Source organism: Micromonospora sp. H33 (assembly GCF_052068455.1).
In the GTDB taxonomy this organism is placed as follows: domain Bacteria; phylum Actinomycetota; class Actinomycetes; order Mycobacteriales; family Micromonosporaceae; genus Micromonospora.
In genome coordinates this window covers 168,624-188,873 of record NZ_JBQHDE010000009.1, presented here as the reverse complement: position 1 = coordinate 188,873, position 20,250 = coordinate 168,624, and the positions used below count along the sequence as shown (strand labels likewise).

Below are 20,250 nucleotides of genomic sequence, written 5' to 3'. Positions count from 1 at the left end.
TGGACGCCATGCAGGACGCCGCCCTCCACGGTGCCGAGGTGCCATCCCGCGAAGCGATCCTCGACGCCGCCACGGCACTGATGGCGCGGCTCGGCTACGCCGGTACCTCCATTTCGAAGATCTCCGCCGCCTCCGGGTCACCGGCCAGCTCGATCTACTGGCACTTCGGCAACAAGGACGGGATCTACCTCGCCGTGCTGCGGCGCGCCCGCCAGTACCTCGTCGACTCGCTCCCGGGGATCCCGGCCGGTGACACGGTGGAGGAGCGGCTCACCGCGTTCCTCGACGGCGCCGCCGCCGCGTTCGAGCAGCACCCGCACGACCTACGGCTGCTGCTCGACCTCGGGATGCTGGAGCAGGGCACCGGTGTCGCGGCCATCGCTGAGCTGGGGCAGTACCGGCTGGCCCTGCGGCAGTGGGCCACCGATTCACTCGGCCACGTCTTCGGCCTCGCCGACCGCCCGGCCGTCGCCGACGAGATCGCCCGCTTCATGCTCAGCGTGGTCGGCGGGACCGCGATCGCGCGCTGGTTCGACGGTCCGGTGGCGTCGCTGCCCGTACAGCAGCTACGCGTCGCCCTGCTGGCCCTCGCCCGCCATCACGGATTGCCGGTGGACGAGGGCCGGCCGTAGGCGGAGCCGTTGGCAGAGCCGTAGGCGGAGCCGTTGGCAGAGCCGTAGGCGGAGCCGTTGGCAGAGCCGTAGGCGGAGCCGTTGGCGGGCCCCGACGGCGCGCACAGACCACCCGACCCGTCGTAGGACGTGAACTTCGGGTAGCCGCACCGCCTCGAATCCATTGACATCCGTCGTGGTGCTGGCCATCCTGGGTGAGTCAGGTTACTGAACGGTCACTATCCAAAATCGTCCATATTTGGGCGTGTTTTGGAAGTGGGTTCGGCCCAGAAAAGGAGGACATCGTGTCTCTGCGCAGACTGACGTTGACGGTGGCCGCCGCGGTCGCGGTCGCCGGCACCGCGGTCGCCGGCACCACTGTCGGCGGCATCCCGGCGGCGAGCGCCGCGGACGGTGGCGAGCAGCAGGCCTCGGCGACTGAGACGAGGACCATTCGGTACGGTTCGTGGACGATTCCCGCCGCCACCGGCCACACGCACGACGAGATGGGCAGCACCGGGAACCGGCTGGCGTTGAACGTCGAGAAGCCGTGCTCGGACTGCATGGTGACGGCGATCAAGCCGAACCTGGTGTACGAGGACGGCAGGAACGCCAACATCAACACCGGCCCGATGCTGCACCACGCCGTGATCGGCCAGTTCGGCGAGCCGGACCTGGTGTGCCGCCTCGGCGGGCTGGGCCCGAAACGCGTGTTCTCGTCGGGGAACGAACGAACCCCGGTGACCCTGCCCGCCGGGTACGGGATGCGGATCGACTCGGGCGACCGCTGGAGCATGGTGTACGACCTGATGAACCACGCCCACGAGCAGAAGACGGTCTACATCTCCATCGAGTACACGTACGTGACCGGCCTGGCCGCGCGGCGACTGACGCCGGTCACCCCGATGTGGTTGGACGTGGTGAGCTGTCTCAACCCCACCTTCGACGTTCCCGCGGGAGACACCACCCGAACCGCGCGGTGGAGGTCGACGGTGAGCGGTGAGGTCGTCTACGTGAAGGGTCACCTGCACCACGGTGGTAGGACCATCACGGCCACCAACCTCACCACGGGTCAGCGAATCTGCGAAGTCGCCGTGGTCCTGGGTGGTTCGCCGGAGTTCATCGACGAGCACGGCAACAAGGAGATCTCCGATGCACCGCCCTGCATCGGCGCTCCGGTCGCGACCGTCCGTCGCGGCGATGTCCTGGAGGTCGCGGCCCGCTACGTCGCCGACCATCCGCACGAGGACGTCATGGGCATCATGACCGGTTGGATCGCCGAGCGCTGACGGCGCGACCGACGACCCGAGTGGGCGGGCCGCGGCAGGACACGGCCCGCCCACGCCGTTCCGGCACCACCCACCACCGTTCGACGCACGCGTCGATGACCGCCACGCCGTAGGCCGGATCCCCAACACTGCGGAGATTGCCATGACAGCTCTGGATGGGAGCGCGCGCGTCCCCCGGTTGCGCCGTTCCCGGCTCCGGCGCCGGGCCGCGTCCTGTCTTCTGCCACTGGCGCTGGTGGTTGCCTGGACGGCGATGTTCCTTGGCGCCCCCCATGTAGGGGCGAGCGAGGGCGTCCGGCAGTTGGCGCTCTTCGGCCATCTGGCCGCGTTGGTGCTGGGCTTCGGCGCGGTGCTGACCCTGGACTGGTTCGCTCTGATGTGGCTGCTGCGACGCCGAACCCTGGCTACCGTCATGCAGGTCGCGCGCGGCGTCCACGCGCCGATCTGGCTCGGCCTGGGCGGACTGACGCTCAGCGGTGTTCTCCTCGCGCCCGACACATCGGCGCCGTTGACCGTGGTCAAACTCGTCGCGGTGCTGGCCGTGGCGATCAACGGTCTCTGCGCGCGGCAGGTGCAGCGGCGGTTGGCGGAACTGAACGGAGAGATCCCACCGCGCAGGCTTCTGCTGACCGCGGCCCTGGTCATGGTGATCTCTCAAGCCGGCTGGTGGACCGCCACCGCCGTCGGATTTCTCAACGCGCAGCAGTAGCGGGACGCCACCCTCTTTTCACCGCAGCAGGTCGGTGACGGGTCGGGCACGGATCGACGCGTCGAGGACCTGGGCGGTGTGGGCGAGGGCGACGGTGCCGCCGAGCCGCTGAACCGCCGACGCGATCTGCATGAGACAGCCCGGGTTGGCGGTGACGAGCAGGTCGGCGCCGGCGGCGAGCACGTCGCGGGCCTTGCGCTCGCCCAGCTGCGCCGCCGGCTCCGGATTCAACACGTTCCAGACGCCGGCCGATCCGCAGCAGATCTCGGCGTCGGCGATCTCCCGCAACTCGAGCCCAGGAATGGCGCACAGCAGCTCACGCGGCTGCGCCCGCACTCCCTGCGCGTGTGCCAGATGGCAGGCGTCGTGGTAGGCGACGGTCACCGGCAACGGGTGACGCCGGGCGACCGGTCCCAGCTCGACCAGCACCTCGGACAGGTCGCGCACCGTCGCGGCGAACGCCGCGGCCCGCTCGGCGTACTCGGGGTCGTCGCGGAGCAGCTCGCCGTACTCCTTCAGGGACGATCCGCACCCGGCGGCGTTGACGACGAACCAGTCGATGCCGGCGGAGGAGAAGACGTCGATCAGCGCCCTGGCGAAGCGGCGCGCCTCGGCCTCACGTCCGTTGTGGATGCTCAGGGCGCCGCAGCAACCCTGCCGGTCCGCGAGGACGACCACCTCGCACCCCTCCGCGGCGAGGACCCGCGCGGTGGCCGCGTTGACGTCGGGAAAGAAGGCGCGCTGCACGCAGCCGGCGAGCATGCCGACCGTCGCCCGCTTCTCCCCCTGCGCGGGCACCCGCCGGGGAGTCCGGGCGGCCCGCCCGATCCGGGGGGCCAACGCTTCGAGCGCGGCGAGCGTCGGGGCCAGGCGCGGGAGCAGCCCGGTGCGCCGCACCAGCCGGCGCAGGCCGGTCGCCTGGTACGCCCGCAGCGGGCCGCGCAGCAGGCGCAGCCGCTTCGGGTACGGGAAGAGGCCGAAGACGGCGGCCCGCAGCGCCCGCTCCCGGCGGGACCGGGAATGCCGGCGTTCCACCTGCTGGCGGGTGTCCTCGATGAGCCGGTCGTACCGGACGCCCGACGGGCATGCGGTGACGCAGGCCATGCAGCCCAGGCAGCGGTCGAAGTGCTCGACCATCGACGCGGTCAGCGGCTCGCCGTCGAGCCCCTCCTTCATCAGGTAGATCCGCCCCCGGGGCGAGTCCATCTCCTCGCCCCACAGCAGGTAGGTCGGGCAGATGGGCAGGCAGAAGCCGCAGTGCACGCAGTCGTTGACCAGGTCGCGTCGGGGCGGGTGGTGGTCGTCGAAGGCCGGTTCGCCCGGCGCGGCGGCGACCGGTCCCAGGACGTCCCGGGGTGCGCTCTCCGCTCGGCTGCCCCGCGGCCGTCCGACGCCGCCCTGGGCCGGGACGTGACCGGCCACCTCAGATCCCTCCCACGAAGCGGCCGGGAGCGAAGCGCCCGTCCGGGTCGAACTGCCGCTTGACCCGGCGCATCAGGTTGAGCCCGGGCACCGGCCCCCACAGGTCGACCCGCTCGCGCACCGCCGCCGGCGCGGTGAGCACGACGGCGTGGCCCGCGACGGCCGCCGCCGCGGCGCGCAGGTCCGCGACGAGCCGGGCCACCGCATCGGGTCGCGCGGCACCGGGCAGGCCGGCGTAGAGCACCCCGGTACCCGCGGAACCGCGGATGGCCAGCGGGACCTGGTGTCGGCGCCGTGCCTCGCCGGCCGCCGCGAGCAGGCGCGGCACGCCGGAGAGGGCCGCCGTGAGCTTCACCCCGACCTCGCCCGTCCGCCACGGGAGAGCCGACCACCACGGCGGCGGGGCGGCCGCGGCCGTTCCCCCGCCGAGCAACCGCCGGGTGGCGGCGACCCGCTCTCCCACGCCCTTCGGCGTTCCCTCCAGCAGCACGGCGACCTCCACCCCGCCGTCGGGCGCCGCGTCGACCTCGAGTGCGCTCGGTACCACCTGCGCCGCGAGCACGGCGGCGGCGAGACGGCCCGCCTCGGCGGCGTCCTCGGCCCGGCGACACACGTACGCGCTCGCGGCGGGCAGCGGGTGCAACCGGAACGCGCACTCGGTGATCAGCCCGAGGGTGCCGTACGAGCCGGCGACGAGCTTGCCGAGGTCGTACCCGGCGACGTTCTTCACGACCTTGCCGCCGGCGCGGGCCACCACCCCGTCGGGGCGCACCATCGTGACGCCGATCAGCAGGTCGCGGACCGTGCCGTAGAGCATCCGCCGGGGCCCGCTGGTGCTGACCGCCACCGTGCCGCCGACGGTCGCGCCCGGCATCGGCTCGTCCAGGGCGAACTGCTGGCCGGCGGGGGCCAGCTTGGCCCGCAGTTCCGCCAGCGGGGTGCCGGCCCGGACGACGACCACGAGGTCCCCGGCCGCGTGTTCCACCACGCCGGTGAGCCGGCGGGTGCTGAGCAGCAGGTCCAGCCGACGCGGCGGATTCGCCCAGTCCTGCTTGGTGCCACCACCGTCGACGACCACGGCCAGTTCGTGCGCGGCGGCGGCACGCAGCAGGGCGGCCGCCTCCTCGGTGGAGCCGGGCATGGCGAGGTAGCGGGGCTGGACGCCGGAGACGACGTCGCCGGCGCCGGCCGGCCGCACGGCGTCGGCGCCGGCCGCGGCGCGAAGGGCGTCGAGGACGCGGTCGGACATCAGAACACCTCCGCCAGGCCCGCCTCCTGCGCCGGGTGCGCGCCCTTGCGCCGGCCCGGCACCTCCCCGCAGAGCCGCGGGGTCGGGAAGACCTTGCCCGGGTTGGCCAGTCCGCGCGGGTCGAAGGCGCACCGGAGCAGTTGCATCGTGTCCAGATCGTCGTCGGTGTACATGCGCGGCATGAACTTCGCCTTGTCCATGCCGACGCCGTGCTCGCCGGTGATCGAACCGCCGTGTTCGATGCAGAGGTCGAGGATCGCGCCGGAGACCTCCTCCGCCTGTTCGGCCTGGCCCTCGACGCCGTCGTCGAAGAGCACCAGCGGGTGCAGGTTGCCGTCGCCGGCGTGGAAGACGTTGGCCACCCGGACGCCGCGCTGCGCGGAGATCTCCGCGATGCGGCGCAGCACCTCGGGCAGCGCGGTGCGCGGGATGACCCCGTCCTGGACGATGTAGTCGGGGCTGATCCGCCCGACCGCGGCGAACGCCGACTTGCGGCCCTTCCAGAACAGCGCCCGCTCGGCGTCGTCCGCGGCGATCCGGATCTCGAAGGCGCCGTTGTCGCGGCAGAGCCGCTCGACGTCGGCGAACTGGGCGTCGACTTCGGCGGCCGGGCCGTCGAGTTCGACGATCAGCACCGCCCCCGCCCCGGCGGGATAGCCGCACTGGACAGCCGCCTCGGCGGCCTCGATGGCGAGCGCGTCCATCATCTCGATCGCCGCGGGGACCATCCCGGCGCCGATGACCGCGGAGGTCGCCGCCCCGGCCTGGTCCGTCGTGGCGAAGGCGGCGAGCAGCGTACGCACCGCCTCCGGTGACCGGGTGAGCCGTACGGTCACCTCGGTGGCGATGCCGAGCGTCCCCTCCGAGCCGACGAAGGCGCCGAGCAGGTCGTAGCCCGGCGCGTCGGGCGCCCGGCCGCCCAGGCGGACCACGTCGCCGTCGGGGGTGACCACCTCCAGCCCGGTCACGTGGTTGGTGGTGAAGCCGTACTTCAGGCAGTGCGCGCCGCCCGAGTTCTCCGCGACGTTGCCGCCGATCGAGCAGATCTGCTGACTCGACGGATCCGGCGCGTAGTGGTAGCCGTACGGCGCCGCGGCCCTGGTCACCTGAAGATTGATCACTCCCGGCTCGACCACGGCCCGCTCGTCGTGCGGGGCGATCTCCCGGATCGCGCGCATCTGCGAGGTCACGATGAGCACCCCGTCGGCGTGCGGCAGCGCCCCGCCGGACAGCCCGGTGCCGGAGCCGCGCGCGACGAACGGCACGCCGGCGTCCGCACAGGCCCGGACGGTCGCCGCGCACTCGGCGGCGGTGCGCGGCAGGGCGACGAGCGCGGGAACGACCTTGTACTGGGCCAGTCCGTCGCACTCGTAGGTGCGCAGCTCCTGCCGGTCGCTGATCACCTGCCGGTCGCCGAGCGCCGCCCGCAGTCGCGCGGCGAGGCTGCTGATGTCCGTCGTGGTCATCGCCGACCTCCCGTCGCGCTCTCGGATCAGGGCATCCGCTCGTACGCGGGCAGGGTCAGGAAGTCCACGAAGTCGTCGGCCACGGCCACCTCCATGAACAGCTCCCGCGCCTCGGCGTAGTCGGCCGGGTCGCCCGGCAGCTTCGCCAGCTCCTCGTCGGCGAGGCGCTCGACGAGCTGGCGGCTGACCTTGTCGCCGGTGTCGTCGAGGGTGACGCCGTTGTGCAGCCACTGCCACACCTGCGACCGGGAGATCTCGGCCGTCGCAGCGTCCTCCATCAGGTTGAAGATGGCCACCGCGCCGGTGCCGCGCAGCCAGCTCGCCAGGTACTGGATGCCGACGCTGACGCCGTTGCGCAGCCCCGCCTCGGTCATCCGCCCGGGTGTGCTCCGCACGTCGAGCAGTTGCGCCGCGCTGACCCGCACGTCGTCGCGGGTCCGGTCGAGCTGGTGCGGTCGGTCGCCGAGGACGCCGTCGAAGACCTCCCGGCAGATCGGCACCAGGTCGGGGTGGGCCACCCAGGACCCGTCGAAGCCGTCGCCCGCCTCGCGGGTCTTGTCGTCGCGGACCTTCGCCAGGGCCGTCTCGTTCACCCGCGGGTCGCGGCGGCTCGGGATGAAGGCCGCCATCCCGCCGATGGCATGCGCGCCCCGCTTGTGGCAGGTCCGCACCAGCAGTTCGGTGTACGCCCGCATGAACGGGGCCGTCATCGTCACCGCGTTGCGGTCGGGCAGCAGGAAGTCCCGCCCCCGCGTGCGGAACTTCTTGATGACGCTGAACATGAAGTCCCACCGGCCGGCGTTGAGTCCGGCGGAGTGCTCGCGCAGTTCGTAGAGGATCTCCTCCATCTCGAACGCCGCCGGGTAGGTCTCGATCAGCACGGTCGCGCGGATCGTGCCGCGGGGGATACCGAGCCGCTCCTGGGCGAGCAGGAAGACGTCGTTCCAGAGCCGGGCCTCCAGATGGCTCTCCATCTTCGGCAGGTAGAAGTACGGACCGGAGCCGCGCTCGAGCTGCCGCGCGGCGCAGTGGAAGAAGTACAGGCCGAAGTCGACGAGGCTGCCCGAGGTGCGCTCGCCGTCGACCAGGATGTGCTTCTCGGTGAGGTGCCAGCCGCGCGGCCGGACGACGATGGTCGCCAACTCGCCCTCGTTCAGCGTGTAGCGCCGGCCCTCCGGCGAGGTGAAGGCGAGCCTCCGGTCGATCGCGTCGCGCAGGACGAGCTGGCCACCGATCATGTTCTCCCAGAGGGGTGTGTTGGCGTCCTCGTGGTCGGCGAGCCACACCTTCGCGCCCGAGTTGAGGGCGTTGATCGTCATCTTCGCGTCGGTCGGCCCGGTGATCTCCACCCGGCGGTCGACGAGCCCGGGTGCCGGCGGCGCGACCCGCCAGTCGCCGTCGCGGACGTGCCGGGTCTCGGGCAGAAAGTCCAGCAGGCCACCGTTGGCGAGCGTGGCCTCCCGTTCCGCGCGCCGGGCGAGCAGCTCACGCCGTCTGGCGTCGAAGGCGCGGTGCAGTTCGGCGAGGAAGCCGAGCGCCTCCGGCGTGAGGATCTCCTGAAAACGGTCGTGCCGGGGACCGGCGATCTCGACCTCGTCGGGCATACCCATGGCGCGCTCCTCACCGTGGCGGATGCCGTCGAATCGATCCACGGGATGGTGAGTCGACTCTAGTTGCGGGACCAACGGACCGCGAGTGGTGGGACGCCGGCCCGTTTGACCGGCGACCATCGCGGAAAGAGTGGCGGGCATGAACTGGGCCCGTCGAGCCGTACCCGCCGCCGTCGCCGCCGTCGCGGCCCTCGCCGCACGCGACCTGCTCCAACGCGACCACGCGCTGCTGCGCAACTTCCCGGTCCTCGGCCGCGCCCGCTACCTGCTGGAGTCCATCGGGCCCGAGCTGCGCCAGTACATCGTGGCCGGCAACAACGAGGAGCGGCCGTTCACCCGCGACCAGCGGCGCTGGGTGTACGCGTCGGCGAAGGAAGAGAACAACTACTTCGGGTTCGGCACCGACAACGACATCGAGTACACCCCCGGGTACCCGATCATCAAGCACCGCACGTTCGGCCGTACGGTGCCGCCGTCGTCCCCCACCGCCGGGCACGACGTCACGCTGCCCTGCGCGAAGGTGCTCGGCGCCGCCCGGGGCCGGGCGCGCGCGTTCCGTCCGGAGTCGGTGGTCAACATCTCCGGCATGAGCTTCGGCTCGCTCTCCGGCAACGCCGTGGAGGCGCTGAACCGGGGCGCGGCCCTGGCCGGCTGCCTGCACAACACCGGCGAGGGCGGGCTGTCGCCGTACCACCGAAAGGGTGGTGACCTGGTCTTCCAGATCGGCACCGCGTACTTCGGCTGCCGCGACGAGCACGGCCGGTTCAGCCTCGAACGGCTCAAGGACCTGGTCGCCGGTGCGCCGGTGAAGGCATTGGAGATCAAGCTCAGCCAGGGCGCGAAGCCGAGTCTCGGTGGCCTGCTGCCGGCGGCGAAGGTGTCCGCCGAGATCGCCGCGACCCGCGGGATCCCTCCGGGCCGGGACTGCGTCAGCCCGTCGCGGCACGCCGAGTTCTCCGACTGCGACAGTCTCCTGGACTGGGTGGAACTGCTCGCCGCCGAGACCGGCCTGCCGGTCGGCATCAAGTCCGCCGTCGGCGACCTCGGGTTCTGGGCGGAGCTGACCACGCTGATGCGCGACACCGGCCGCGGCGTGGACTTCGTGACGGTCGACGGCGGCGAGGGCGGCACGGGCGCCGCGCCGCTGATCTTCACCGACTCGGTGTCGCTGCCGTTCCAGCAGGGCTTCTCGCGGGTCTACCGGGTCTTCGCCGAGCGGGACCTGCACGAGCGGGTGGTCTTCGTCGGCGCGGGCAAGCTCGGCCTGCCGGACAACGCCGTGGTCGCGTTCGCCCTCGGCGCCGACATGGTGAACGTCGGGCGGGAGGCCATGCTGGCCATCGGCTGCATCCAGGCCCAGAAGTGCCACACCGACACCTGCCCCACCGGCGTCGCCACCCAGAACGCGTGGCTGACCCGGGGCCTCGACCCGGCCCGCAAGTCGGTGCGGGCCGCCAACTACGTCCGGACCCTGCGGCGCGACCTGATGAAGGTCGCCGAGGCGTGCGGCGTCGAGCATCCCGGGCTGATCGACACGGGCTCGGTCGAGGTCCTCGACGGCCGTACCGCCTCCACCCCGCTGGACGAGGTGTACGCGTACCGCCCCGGCTGGGGGCTCCCGTCCGCCGCCGACCGGGCCGAGATCGTCCGGCTGTTGACCGCCGAGGCGCCGCAGGGCGGCAGCGCGCCCCCCTCCCCGACGGCCGTGGGCTGAGCAGGAAATATCGCGGGTGCCGTCCGGCCGGTCTCGCGTACGGTGGCGCGGTGCTGATCCGACGTGAGTCCCCCGCCGACGTCGCCGCCATCCACGCCGTGCACGCGGCCGCCTTCGCCGACGCGCAGCGGCCGGACGCCGTACCGGTGGAGGCCGGCCTGGTCGACGCGCTGCGCGCCGACGCCGGCTGGCTACCGGCGCTCTCTCTCGTCGCCGTGGTCGACGGGCAGGTGGTGGGGCACGTGGTGGCCACCCGTGGGCACGTCGACGGCGAGCCGGTCGCCCTGGGGATCGGGCCGCTCGGTGTGCTGCCGGCCTGGCAGCGGCGCGGCGTCGGGTCGGCGCTGATGCACGCCGTGCTGGGCGCCGCGGACGCGCTCGACGAGCCCCTCGCGGTGCTCCTCGGCCACCTGGACTACTACCCGCGGTTCGGGTTCCGGCCCGCGGTCGACCTGGGCGTCACCCCGCCGGTGCCGGCGTGGGGTGCCCACTTCCAGGCCCGTCCGCTGACGGCCTGGCGCGACACCATCAAGGGCGAGTTCGCGTACGCGGCGCCGTTCGCCGACCTGTAGTCGGCGCGGCTCCGGCACTTCGGCGCGCCTTCCGGACGCGTGGGCCCGGCCCCGACATCCGGACGTCGGCCTGCGAGAGTGGTTGCGCGGCACGGTCGGGTCGCCCGGCCGGCCGGTCGTCACGGCTCCCGCCCCACCCGGTCCCGGCCGTCCTGGGAGACTGGACGGACGTCTGGAGGTTCCGGGCGCTGGCTGTCGGGAGGTCCCCGTGGCGGTGGACGTGGTGTCGGAGGTCGTGATCGACCGCCCGGTCGCCGAGGTGGCGGCGTTCGCGGGCGACCCGACGAACGCTCCGGCCTGGTACGTGAACATCACGTCCGTGGAGTGGCGGACGCCCCCGCCGCTGCGGGTCGGCTCCCGGGTGGCGTTCGTGGCGCACTTCCTCGGCCGGCGGCTGGCCTACACGTACGAGATCGTCGAGCTGGTGTCCGACGATCGGTTGGTGATGCGGACGGCGGAGGGCCCGTTCCCGATGGAGACCACCTACCGCTGGGAGCCGCTGGACGCGCGGCGTACCCGCATGACGCTGCGCAACCGGGGCGAGCCGAGCGGCTTCGCGTCGATCGCCGCGCCGGTGCTGGCCGGCGCGATGCGTCGGGCCAACCGGAAGGACCTGGCGCGACTCAAGGCACTGCTGGAGCGGGCGGAAGCCTGACCGACCCCGACACCGTTCGGGCAGGTCAGTACGACTTTCCGAACAGGTGTGCGAACATGTGTCCGTGTCGACCGAGGCCACCGTCCTGCACGCCGACCTGGACGCGTTCTACGCGTCGGTCGAGCAGCGGGACGACCCCCGCCTGCGCGGCCGGCCGGTCATCGTCGGCGGTGGCGTGGTGCTCGCCTGCAGCTACGAGGCCAAGGCGCGGGGCGTCCGCAGCGCGATGAACGGCCGCCAGGCACGCCGGCTCTGCCCCGACGCGGTCGTGGTGCCGCCACGGATGGCGGCGTACACGGCGGCCAGCCGCGCGGTGTTCGAGATCTTCCGGCGCACGACGCCGCTGGTCGAGGGGCTCTCGGTCGACGAGGCGTTCCTCGAGGTGGGCGGCCTGCGCCGGCTGGTCGGTCCGCCGGCCGACATCGCGGTCCGACTGCGCCGGGAGGTCCGCGAGCAGGTCGGGCTGCCGATCACGGTCGGCGTCGCCCGGACGAAGTTCCTCGCCAAGGTGGCCAGCGGCGTCGCCAAACCTGACGGGCTGCTGGTCGTCCCACCCGGGCAGGAACTGGCGTTCCTGCACCCGCTGCCGGTCGAGCGGCTGTGGGGCGTGGGCCCGGTGACCGCGGCGAAGCTGCGCGAGCGGGGCATCCGCACCGTCGGCCAGGTCGCCCGGCTCGGGGAGGCGACGCTGGTGACGTTGCTCGGCGCGGGGGCCGGCCGGCACCTGCAGGCGCTGGCGCACAACCGCGACCCGCGACCGGTGCAGGTGGGGCGGCGGCGGTCGTCGATGGGCGCGCAGCACGCCCTCGGGCGTGGTCCGCACTCCCCCGCCGACCTGGACGCGATCCTCGCCGGCCTGGTGGACCGGGTGACCCGCCGGATGCGGTCCGCCGCCCGTTCGGGCCGTACGGTGATGCTGCGGCTGCGCTTCGCCGACTACACGCGGGCGACCCGCTCGCACACGATCGGCAAGGCGACGGCCGACACGGCACCGCTGCTGGCCACCGCGCGGGCGCTGCTGCGCGCGGCGCTGCCGGAGATCGAGCGACGGGGCGTCACGCTGATCGGCGTCTCGGTCGGCAACCTGGACGACGCCCCGGTGCAGCCGGCGCTGCCGTTCGACCGCGACCCGGGAGCCGACCTGGACGCCGCGGTGGACGCGGTGCGCAGCCGCTTCGGCTCGGCTGCGCTGACCCGGGCGACGCTGCTCGGCCGCGATCCCGGAGTGGAGATGCCGCTCCTGCCCGACTGACCGTCGGCCGGCGCGCCGGGCGGCAGACTGAGGGCATGCCGCCACCGGCCGGACCCGCCGACACCGGACCCGCCCGTCCGCCCCTGTCGGCGTGGCGGTTCGTGCTCTGGTTCGGCGTGGTGGCGATGCTCGCCGACGTCGTCTACGAGGGCGCCCGGTCGATCACCGGGCCGCTCCTGGCCGACCTGGGGGCGAGCGCACTCACGGTGGGCGTCATCACCGGCGTGGGCGAGGCGTCCGCGCTGGTGCTGCGGCTGGTGTCCGGGCCGCTGGCGGACCGTACCGGCCGCTTCTGGGCGTGGGCGGTCGCCGGGTACGGGCTCACCGTCGTCAGTGTCCCGTTGCTGGGTCTCGCCTCGGTCGTCTGGGTCGCCGGGGCGCTGATCATCGCCGAACGGGTCGGGAAGGCCGTCCGCCAGCCGGCGAAGGACACGTTGCTCTCCCACGCCGCCGCCGTGACCGGTCGCGGTCGCGGCTTCGCGGCGCACGAGGCGCTGGACCAGGCGGGAGCGCTGGCGGGGCCGCTGGCGGTGGCCGCCGTGCTGGCGGCGAGCGGCGGCGACTACGGCCCGGCCCTGCTCGCGCTCGCGGTGCCGGGAGCGCTCACCCTCACCGTCCTGGCGTGGTTGCGGGTGCGGGTCCCGCACCCGGCCCGTTACGAGACCGGCCGGCCCGCCGAGCAGCCGCGACAGCGGGACCGGGCGACGCCGGGGGCGGCGAGCCGGCTGCCGGGCAGGTTCTGGGTGTATGCCGCCTTCGCGGGGCTGACCATGACCGGGTTCGCCACGTTCGGCGTGCTCTCCTTCCACCTGGTGGCGGCGGACCTGCTGCCCGCGGCGGCGGTGCCGGTGCTCTACGCGGCCGCGATGGTCGTCGACGCGGTGGCCGCCATCGCCACCGGGTGGGCGTACGACCGGTACGGCGCCCGGGTCCTGGTCGTGCTGCCGGTCGTGGCCGCCGCCGTTCCCGCGCTCGCCTTCTCCCCCACGGTCGGGCCGGCGGTGGCCGGCGTGCTGGTGTGGGGTGCCGTGCTGGGCGTGCAGGAGTCCACGTTGAAGGCCACGGTCGCGGATCTCGTGGGGCCGGGCCGGCGGGCCACGGCGTACGGAGTGTTCGGCGCGGTGGTCGGCGTCGCCGCCGCCGCGGGTGGTGCGCTGACCGGCGGGCTGTACGAGACGTCCGTTCCGCTGCTCGTCGCGGTGACCGCGACGGTCCAGGCGGTCGCGCTGGGCGTGCTGGTGACCGTCCTCCGCCGGGACCGGGTCGGCTCGCCGCGCCGAGGCGGTGTCGGAGGTACGGGTTAACGTGCGGGCGTGACCGGACCTGGGGATGTCCCGCCCGAGCTTCTCGACCGGCTGCGCCCGATCTGTCTCGGCCTGCCGGAGGCGTACGAGGAGCCGGCCTGGGTGGGCGTGCGCTGGCGCGTGCGCAAGCGCACCTTCGCCCACGTGCTCACCGTCGACCCCGACCACCAGATGTCGTACGCGCGGGCGGTCGGGACCGACGAGCCGGTCTGCGTCCTGACGTTCCGGTCACCGGTGGACGAGATCCAGGCGCTGGTCGCCGGCGGCCACCCGTTCTTCAAGCCCGGCTGGGGCGCCGACGTCCTGGGGCTGGTCGTCGACGACGGTTTCGACTGGGACGAGTTGGCCGAACTGCTCACCGAGAGCTACTGCCGCCTGGCGCCCCGGAAGCTCGTCGCCCGGGTCGCGCCGCCGGCCTCCCCAGGCGGCTCTAGCCGGTGACGTAGCGGGTGGCGGCTCCGATCGGGGCGCCCGCGACGGCGGTCGGTCACGCCGCGTACGCCGTCAGGCGGCTGGCAGTCCCCCACTCGGTCGGATACCCCGGCCGTCGGTCGTGCCGCCGGAACCCCGCCGCGTCGACTCTCGTTACGTGACCGCGAGCCCGCCGCCATCCCGGCGGCACACGCTCGCGGAGGTGAGCGGTGTCGGATCGTCACGAACCCGTGACTCCCGCGTGGGAGTGCCGGGACTGCGGGCAGAGCTGGCCGTGTCCGACCCGCCGCCAGTTGCTGCTGCGGGAGTACGGGCCGCACCCGGCCAACCTCAGCGTCTACCTGGCGGCCTGCCTGACCGCCGCCACCGCGGACCTGCGGTCGCCGCCGGCCGCCCTGCGGGAGCGGTTCCTCGGCTGGATCCCGCACCCGCGCCACCGCGCGTTCTGACGCGCCGCCGCCTGCGTGCCCCGGAGCCGTACCGGGCGTTCGAGGGGCAGCGGGCGCTGGCCGCCGACCAGGTCACCGTGTGGCGGTGACGCACGCGGCGGAAACGGGATCGGCCAACGGCCGGGCCGCGTAGCGTGGAGGGCACACGCGACCGGGGGGAGAGTGACGTGACGGAGCCGGAGGAGAGTCGGGAGAAGAGCCCGAAGACCGACCGGGTGCTGTACTCACCCGACGGGGACCCGCACCACACGCCGGCGCAGGCGCCACAGCCGGACGAGCACCTCCCGCCGACCGTCACCCGCGGCGACCGTACCGAGGTCATCGACGACGAGCAGTGACTCCACCCCGGCGCGTGTGAACACCGCACGGACGGGTAGCCGCTGCCGTGGTCGACTGGCGGGCCGTGTTCACGCCGGACACTCCGCTGCTGGAGATCGTCGTCCGGGGCAGCGTGATGTACCTGACGCTGTTCTTCCTGCTCCGGGTCCTCCTGAAGCGGGAGAGCGGTACCACGGGCGTCACGGACCTGCTGGTGATCGTGCTGATCGCGGACGCGGCCCAGAACGGCATGGCGAAGGACTACACCTCCCTGGCCGACGGGGTGGTCCTGGTCGCGACGATCATCGGTTGGGCGTGCCTGCTCGACGCGCTCGCGTACCGGTGGCCGGCCGCCGCCCGCGTGATCCGTCCCGGTTCGCTGGTCCTCGTGCGGGACGGCCGGATGCTGCGCCGCAACATGCGCCGGGAGCTGGTCACCGAGGAGGAGCTGTACGCCAAGCTGCGCGAGCAGGGCGTCGATGACCTCGCCGACGCGCGTGAGGTGCGGATGGAGTCCGACGGCGGGTTCAGCGTCATCACCCGCTCCAGGGAGGGCGGCGCCGGCGGGACGTCCCGCACGCGGGGTGCGCCCTGACCGGTCACCGTCCCTCGGCCGCGCCGCCGCGCCGGAGCCGGCCGCGGGCCACCAGCTCCACGGTGAGCACCACCGCGACCGCCTCCACGGCCAGCAGGCCGATGAGCACGAACAGCTGTGTCACGCCGGCGGTGAGCGGGTCGGCGCCGCCGAGCAGCACGCCGACGAACGCCCCCGGCAGGGTCACCAGGCCGACCGTCCGCGTCTGGTCCAGCGCGGGAATCAACGCCTGACCGGCCGCCGGGCGGCACACCAGCAGCACCGCGTCGCGCGGGAGCAGGCCCAGCGCGAGGGCCGCCTCCGCCTCGCCGCGCCGGCCGGTCAGGTCGTCCAACGCCCGGCGGCCGGCCAGCGAGGTGGCGGTCATCGCCCCGCCGATCAGGATGCCGGCGACCGGGATGACCGCGATCCCCCGCACCGGCAGCAGGCCGGTCAGGAGCAGGGCCACCACGAGCGGCAGGCTTCCCGCGACGATCGGCACGCCGGCCCACCAGCCCCGTCCGCCGCCGGTGATCCGGCGGCCGGCGGTCACGGCGGCGACGGTGCACATGAGCAGCACGAACCCGGCGGTCGCCCAGAGCGACCCGACGATCGCCGCGATCGCCACCGACACCGCCGCCAGTTGCAGCGTGGCGCGGACCGCGGCGACGACGATCTGCCGCCCGTGACCGAGCCGGCCCACCGTCGCGACGGCCGCGGCCAGCGCCGTCAGGACGACCAGCGCGACCGCCAGCCTCGGCCCGATCACCAGCATCGTCGACGTCATGCGCCAGTGCTTACCCGATCCGCCGTCACCAGCCGCGGCCACCTGGTCGGCGTGCTGGCCGGCGCGGACCGGCTGCCACTGTAGAACCGGAACCCCGGAAGCGGCCCCGGGGGCACCGCGCGTGCCGTAACCCGGACGGGTGGTCGGCTCGCCTTCCCGGCCACCCGCCGCCCCCGCGTCCCTAAGGTTCGACAGGTGTCGTGGGAAAACGGGGAGACCGGCATGCGGGCCTACCCGGCCATCGAGGATCACGGTCTCATCGGGGACCTGCAGACCGCCGCCCTGGTCACCCGCAACGGCACCATCGACTGGTTCTGTGCGCCCCGGTTCGACTCGCCCAGCATCTTCGGCGCGCTGCTGGACCGCCGGCGCGGCGGCTACTTCTCGATCGTGCCCGACGGCATCCGGTACATCAGCAAGCAGCTCTACCTGCCGGACACGCCGATCCTCATCACCCGCTTCATCAGCGCGGACGGCGTCAGCGAGATCGTCGACTTCATGCCGGTGACCGGCGAGCGGCCCACCGACCAGCACCGGATCGTCCGGATCATCAACATGGTGCGGGGCAGCATGAGGTTCCGCGCCGAGTGCTGCCCCCGCTTCAACTACGGACGTGAGCGGCACGAGTTGGAGATGCACGCGGACGGTGCCGTCTTCCGGGCCCCGTCGGCGACCCTGACGCTGCACGCCTCCCACCCCGACGGGCGGCTGATCCCGATCGAGAACCTGCAGAACATCGACGGGGACCTGCTCGCCTTCACCACCCTGCAGGAGGGTGACACGGGCGCGATCGTCATGGAGACCGCCGGCACCGAGGCACCCCGCCGCTTCACCGCCGAGGAGGTCCAGGCGCTGTTCGAGTTCACCCGCGACTACTGGCGCCGCTGGCTCGACCGGTCCCGGTACACCGGGCGGTGGCGGGAGATGGTGGAACGGTCCGCGATCACGCTGAAGCTCATGACGTACGCGCCGACCGGCGCCATGATCGCCGCACCGACCGCCTCCCTGCCCGAGGAGATCGGCGGCACCCGCAACTGGGACTACCGCTACACCTGGATCCGCGACACCTCCTTCTCGGTGCACGCCCTGCTCGGGCTGGGCTTCACCGACGAGGCGGCCCGGTACATGACCTGGCTCGACGAGCGCATCCGCGAGGCCGGCGACCACGCGGCACCCCTCAAGATCATGTACCGGGTGGACGGCTCGTCCGACCTGCACGAGGAGGTCCTCGACCACCTGGAGGGGTACATGGGGTCGGGGCCGGTCCGGATCGGCAACGGCGCCGCCGACCAACTCCAGCTCGACATCCACGGCGAGGCCCTGGACGCCATGCTCTTCGCCGACCTGCAGGGCATCCGCACCTCGCACCAGGTGTGGCGCAGCACCGTCCGGATGGTCGACTGGCTCTGCGACAACTGGAACCAGCCGGACGCCGGCATCTGGGAGAGCCGCAGCCACCCCCGCGACTACACCTTCGGCCGCCTGATGTCGTGGGTGGCGATGGACCGGGCCATCCGCCTCTCCGCCCGCCACGGCCGCCCGGGGGACGTCCCCCGCTGGGTCCGCGAACGGGACGCCATCTACAACCAGATCATGTTGCGGGGGTACGACTGGAACCGCCGCTCCTTCGTCCAGGCGTACGGGGAGCAGGTCCTCGACGCCGCGCTGCTCATCATGCCGTCGGTCGGGTTCGTCACCCCGAGCGACCCGTTGTGGCAGTCCACCCTGCAGGCCATCGACAAGGATCTGGTCTCCGACAGCCTCGTGCACCGCTACAAGCCCTCCGAGGCGCCGGACGGGCTCCCCGGCGACGAGGGCACGTTCAACATGTGCACCTTCTGGTACGTCGCGGCCCTGGCCTGCTCCGGGCGACTCGACGACGCCCTGCTCACGTTCGAGAAGATGTTCACCTTCAGCAACCACCTCCGCCTCTACGCGGAGGAGATCGCCCTCACCGGGCAGCAGATCGGCAACTTCCCGCAGGCATTCAGCCATCTCTCCCTGATCACCACGGCCCTGGCGCTCGACGAGCTGCTCGACGCCCGACACCGAGGTTGACGGAGGGTCAGCCGTCGTCGGTGTGGTTGCGGGTCCACCGGCCGCCCACCGGCGGCGTGTCCAGGCGTACCCCGCCGTCGCCGTTGCCGGCGAGGTCGTTGTCCTCGATCCGGCAGGCCACGCAACTGCCCCGCTCGGTGATCCACAACCCGTACGTCTGGGTCCCGGCGCCGGTGTCCCACACCCGGTTGCCGTGGACGGTCGCCGAGTCGACCGGCGCGTTGACGGTGATCCCGGCCCGGACCGGCGGCGGGGCGGGCAGCTCGTACCGGCTGCCGGGCTCGGGCACCGCTTCGTTCCACGCGGTGGCGGCGTCGGGCCGTACCTCGGCGAGGGTCAGCTCGGTGGCGGTGTTGCCGGCGACCACCGCCGTCCGGCCGTCGACCCGGAGGACCTTGCCCCGGTGGCCGTCCGGTGGCCAGGAGCCCTCGACGTCGCTCACCGACTTGCGGCCGTACCGCACCGAGTTCCCCGCGCCCACGGTGGCCGGGGCGCACCGCCGGCCGTTGTCGCGGATCCGGTTGCCGACGAGGAAGGCGTCGACCATCGGACGGTCGATCCGGATGGCGTCCAGGCCGTTGTCGGAGAGATCGTTGCCGTCGAGCACGACGTGCGCGGCGGCGCCCCGGTAGCCGTTGCCCAGGTCGTACTCGTGGTAGCCGTACCCGCCGTTGGCGGTGATCCGGTTTCCCCGGATCGTGTACGGGCCCGGCGTGTTGCCCATGCTGATGCCGTCACCGATGTTGCGGTCGATGACGCAGTCGGTGAGGATCCCGCCCCGACCGGCGACGCCAGCGGTGCCGTTGGCGGAGACGTCGAAGCCCGCCTCCAGGTTGCCGGTGAGGGTGCACGCGGAGACGACGAGACCGTCGGCGCCCCAGTCGGAGATGCCGAAGCGGTTGGCCTCGCTGTGGCAGCCGACGATCCGGTAGCCGCGCGGCGGCGTCCAGTCCGGCTTCTGGAGTTCCAGGAAGATCCCGTTGGTGCCGTTGCCCAGCGTCGTGCAGTTGGCGATGGTGCAGCGCTCGATCGCACCCCAGCCGCCGACGCCGATGCCGATGCCCGCACCGCCCATCTGGAGGCCGTTGTCCAGGCGGCCGCAGCCCACCACGACCACCCCGTCGATCAGCGTGTCCTGAAGGAAGTCGCAGCCCAGGCCGGTGGCGCCGGTGTGGTGGATGTAGAGGTTGCGGAACACGCCCCGCACGACGTACTGCAGGCCCAGCCCCTTGGCGAGGTAGCTGTACCCGGTCATCGCCACGCCCGAGCCGTCGATCTCGAAGTCGGCGAACGTGCACTCGGCGATGTGCCGGTCCCGGTCCGCGCCGTGCTGCACGGTGGTCCAGAAGGCGAGCGGCACCGGGTCGGACCGGTTGCCCTCGTTGCTGAGCAGGAAGCGCGTCGCCGCCGGGCCCGCCCCGATGAGCGACACCCCGCTGCGCCACACCGTGCCGGCGTCCCGGATCGCGTAGATCCCGGGCGGACAGTAGATCACCCGGGCCCGGCCGTCGGCGGCGTACCCCTCGCCGAGCCGGTCCACCAGCGCCGCGAGGGCCGGCTGGTCGTTGGTCACCCCGTCCCCGCACAGCCCGTGGTCCCGGGCGTCGCACCAGAGGGGCGCGCCGGCCACGGGTGTGAGCCGCTTCGGCACCGCGGTGGACAGACCCTGGTGGGACACGGCGGGCTCCTCCGGCCGTCGATCGGCTGGTCTCCGCCGCCCGCCTTCCCGCTGCCGGCAGCGGGAAACCCGTCAGGTGGGGCGCCGCCCGGCGTCCGACG

At 73.1% G+C, this 20,250-nt stretch carries 19 protein-coding genes; 13 read left to right on the top strand and 6 right to left on the bottom strand.

Annotated elements, in window-relative coordinates; all coding sequences use genetic code 11:
- Positions 1 to 8: 8 nt before the first annotated feature.
- From ACTMS0_RS20545 to ACTMS0_RS20535, 3 genes are all read left to right on the top strand, one after another.
- Positions 9 to 632 carry a TetR/AcrR family transcriptional regulator gene (locus ACTMS0_RS20545; RefSeq protein ID WP_441156850.1) on the top strand — a complete coding sequence of 208 codons (624 nt, stop codon included), beginning with the start codon at positions 9 to 11 and terminating at the stop codon, positions 630 to 632.
- 284 nt (positions 633 to 916) lie between these two features.
- Entirely contained in the window at positions 917 to 1,900 is a 984-nt protein-coding gene (locus tag ACTMS0_RS20540; protein WP_441156849.1) for a hypothetical protein, read from the top strand.
- Positions 1,901 to 2,042: 142 nt separating this feature from the next.
- Positions 2,043 to 2,609 carry a hypothetical protein gene (locus ACTMS0_RS20535; protein WP_441156848.1) on the top strand — a complete coding sequence of 189 codons (567 nt, stop codon included), beginning with the start codon at positions 2,043 to 2,045 and terminating at the stop codon, positions 2,607 to 2,609.
- A gap of 18 nt (positions 2,610 to 2,627) precedes the next feature.
- Here ACTMS0_RS20535 and ACTMS0_RS20530 read toward each other — a convergent pair whose 3' ends face one another.
- Genes ACTMS0_RS20530 through aceB form a run of 4 tightly spaced genes read right to left on the bottom strand, consistent with a single transcriptional unit; the run spans position 2,628 to position 8,356 of the window.
- Positions 2,628 to 4,031: a (Fe-S)-binding protein gene (locus tag ACTMS0_RS20530; protein WP_441156847.1), complete on the bottom strand. Its 1,404-nt coding sequence runs from the start codon at positions 4,029 to 4,031 to the stop codon at positions 2,628 to 2,630.
- Between the two features lies 1 nt (position 4,032).
- A complete protein-coding gene (locus tag ACTMS0_RS20525) occupies positions 4,033 to 5,280 on the bottom strand; it encodes an FAD-binding oxidoreductase (protein WP_441156846.1) in 1,248 nt (415 codons plus the stop codon).
- Positions 5,280 to 6,746 (bottom strand): FAD-linked oxidase C-terminal domain-containing protein, encoded by a 1,467-nt coding sequence (locus ACTMS0_RS20520; RefSeq protein ID WP_441156845.1) that lies wholly within the window; start codon positions 6,744 to 6,746, stop codon positions 5,280 to 5,282. The genes ACTMS0_RS20525 and ACTMS0_RS20520 overlap by 1 nt, the downstream gene beginning before the upstream one ends.
- A 26-nt stretch (positions 6,747 to 6,772) precedes the next feature.
- Positions 6,773 to 8,356 carry a malate synthase A gene (aceB, locus tag ACTMS0_RS20515; RefSeq protein WP_441156844.1) on the bottom strand — a complete coding sequence of 528 codons (1,584 nt, stop codon included), beginning with the start codon at positions 8,354 to 8,356 and terminating at the stop codon, positions 6,773 to 6,775.
- A gap of 139 nt (positions 8,357 to 8,495) precedes the next feature.
- Between aceB and ACTMS0_RS20510 the strand changes: the two genes are divergently transcribed.
- From ACTMS0_RS20510 to ACTMS0_RS20470, 9 genes are all read left to right on the top strand, one after another.
- Positions 8,496 to 10,070 carry an FMN-binding glutamate synthase family protein gene (locus ACTMS0_RS20510; protein WP_441156843.1) on the top strand — a complete coding sequence of 525 codons (1,575 nt, stop codon included), beginning with the start codon at positions 8,496 to 8,498 and terminating at the stop codon, positions 10,068 to 10,070.
- Between the two features lie 50 nt (positions 10,071 to 10,120).
- Complete coding sequence (locus ACTMS0_RS20505) at positions 10,121 to 10,642, top strand: GNAT family N-acetyltransferase (protein WP_441156842.1); 522 nt, start codon at positions 10,121 to 10,123, stop codon at positions 10,640 to 10,642.
- A 208-nt stretch (positions 10,643 to 10,850) separates the two neighbouring features.
- A complete protein-coding gene (locus ACTMS0_RS20500) occupies positions 10,851 to 11,297 on the top strand; it encodes an SRPBCC family protein (RefSeq protein ID WP_441156841.1) in 447 nt (148 codons plus the stop codon).
- Positions 11,298 to 11,361: 64 nt separating this feature from the next.
- The gene (gene dinB, locus ACTMS0_RS20495) at positions 11,362 to 12,549 is read left to right on the top strand and encodes a DNA polymerase IV (RefSeq protein WP_441156840.1); all 1,188 of its coding nucleotides are present in this window, start codon (positions 11,362 to 11,364) and stop codon (positions 12,547 to 12,549) included.
- Between the two features lie 35 nt (positions 12,550 to 12,584).
- Positions 12,585 to 13,853, top strand: a complete 1,269-nt coding sequence (locus ACTMS0_RS20490) for an MFS transporter (protein ID WP_441156839.1) — start codon at positions 12,585 to 12,587, stop codon at positions 13,851 to 13,853.
- Between the two features lie 9 nt (positions 13,854 to 13,862).
- A complete protein-coding gene (locus tag ACTMS0_RS20485) occupies positions 13,863 to 14,294 on the top strand; it encodes an MmcQ/YjbR family DNA-binding protein (RefSeq protein ID WP_441156838.1) in 432 nt (143 codons plus the stop codon).
- A 221-nt stretch (positions 14,295 to 14,515) separates the two neighbouring features.
- Positions 14,516 to 14,734, top strand: a complete 219-nt coding sequence (locus tag ACTMS0_RS20480; RefSeq protein ID WP_441156837.1) for a hypothetical protein — start codon at positions 14,516 to 14,518, stop codon at positions 14,732 to 14,734.
- Between the two features lie 167 nt (positions 14,735 to 14,901).
- Positions 14,902 to 15,072 carry a hypothetical protein gene (locus ACTMS0_RS20475; RefSeq protein ID WP_441156836.1) on the top strand — a complete coding sequence of 57 codons (171 nt, stop codon included), beginning with the start codon at positions 14,902 to 14,904 and terminating at the stop codon, positions 15,070 to 15,072.
- Positions 15,073 to 15,119: 47 nt separating this feature from the next.
- Entirely contained in the window at positions 15,120 to 15,647 is a 528-nt protein-coding gene (locus tag ACTMS0_RS20470) for a DUF421 domain-containing protein (protein WP_441156835.1), read from the top strand.
- Between the two features lie 4 nt (positions 15,648 to 15,651).
- On the opposite strand, the gene ACTMS0_RS20465 is transcribed toward ACTMS0_RS20470, so the two are convergent.
- Positions 15,652 to 16,413 carry an ABC transporter permease gene (locus ACTMS0_RS20465; protein ID WP_441156834.1) on the bottom strand — a complete coding sequence of 254 codons (762 nt, stop codon included), beginning with the start codon at positions 16,411 to 16,413 and terminating at the stop codon, positions 15,652 to 15,654.
- A gap of 222 nt (positions 16,414 to 16,635) precedes the next feature.
- On the opposite strand from ACTMS0_RS20465, the gene ACTMS0_RS20460 reads away from it, so the two are divergent.
- Positions 16,636 to 18,471 (top strand): glycoside hydrolase family 15 protein, encoded by a 1,836-nt coding sequence (locus ACTMS0_RS20460; RefSeq protein ID WP_441156887.1) that lies wholly within the window; start codon positions 16,636 to 16,638, stop codon positions 18,469 to 18,471.
- Positions 18,472 to 18,478: 7 nt separating this feature from the next.
- On the opposite strand, the gene ACTMS0_RS20455 is transcribed toward ACTMS0_RS20460, so the two are convergent.
- Entirely contained in the window at positions 18,479 to 20,149 is a 1,671-nt protein-coding gene (locus tag ACTMS0_RS20455) for a right-handed parallel beta-helix repeat-containing protein (RefSeq protein ID WP_441156833.1), read from the bottom strand.
- Between the last annotated feature and the right edge of the window lie 101 nt (positions 20,150 to 20,250).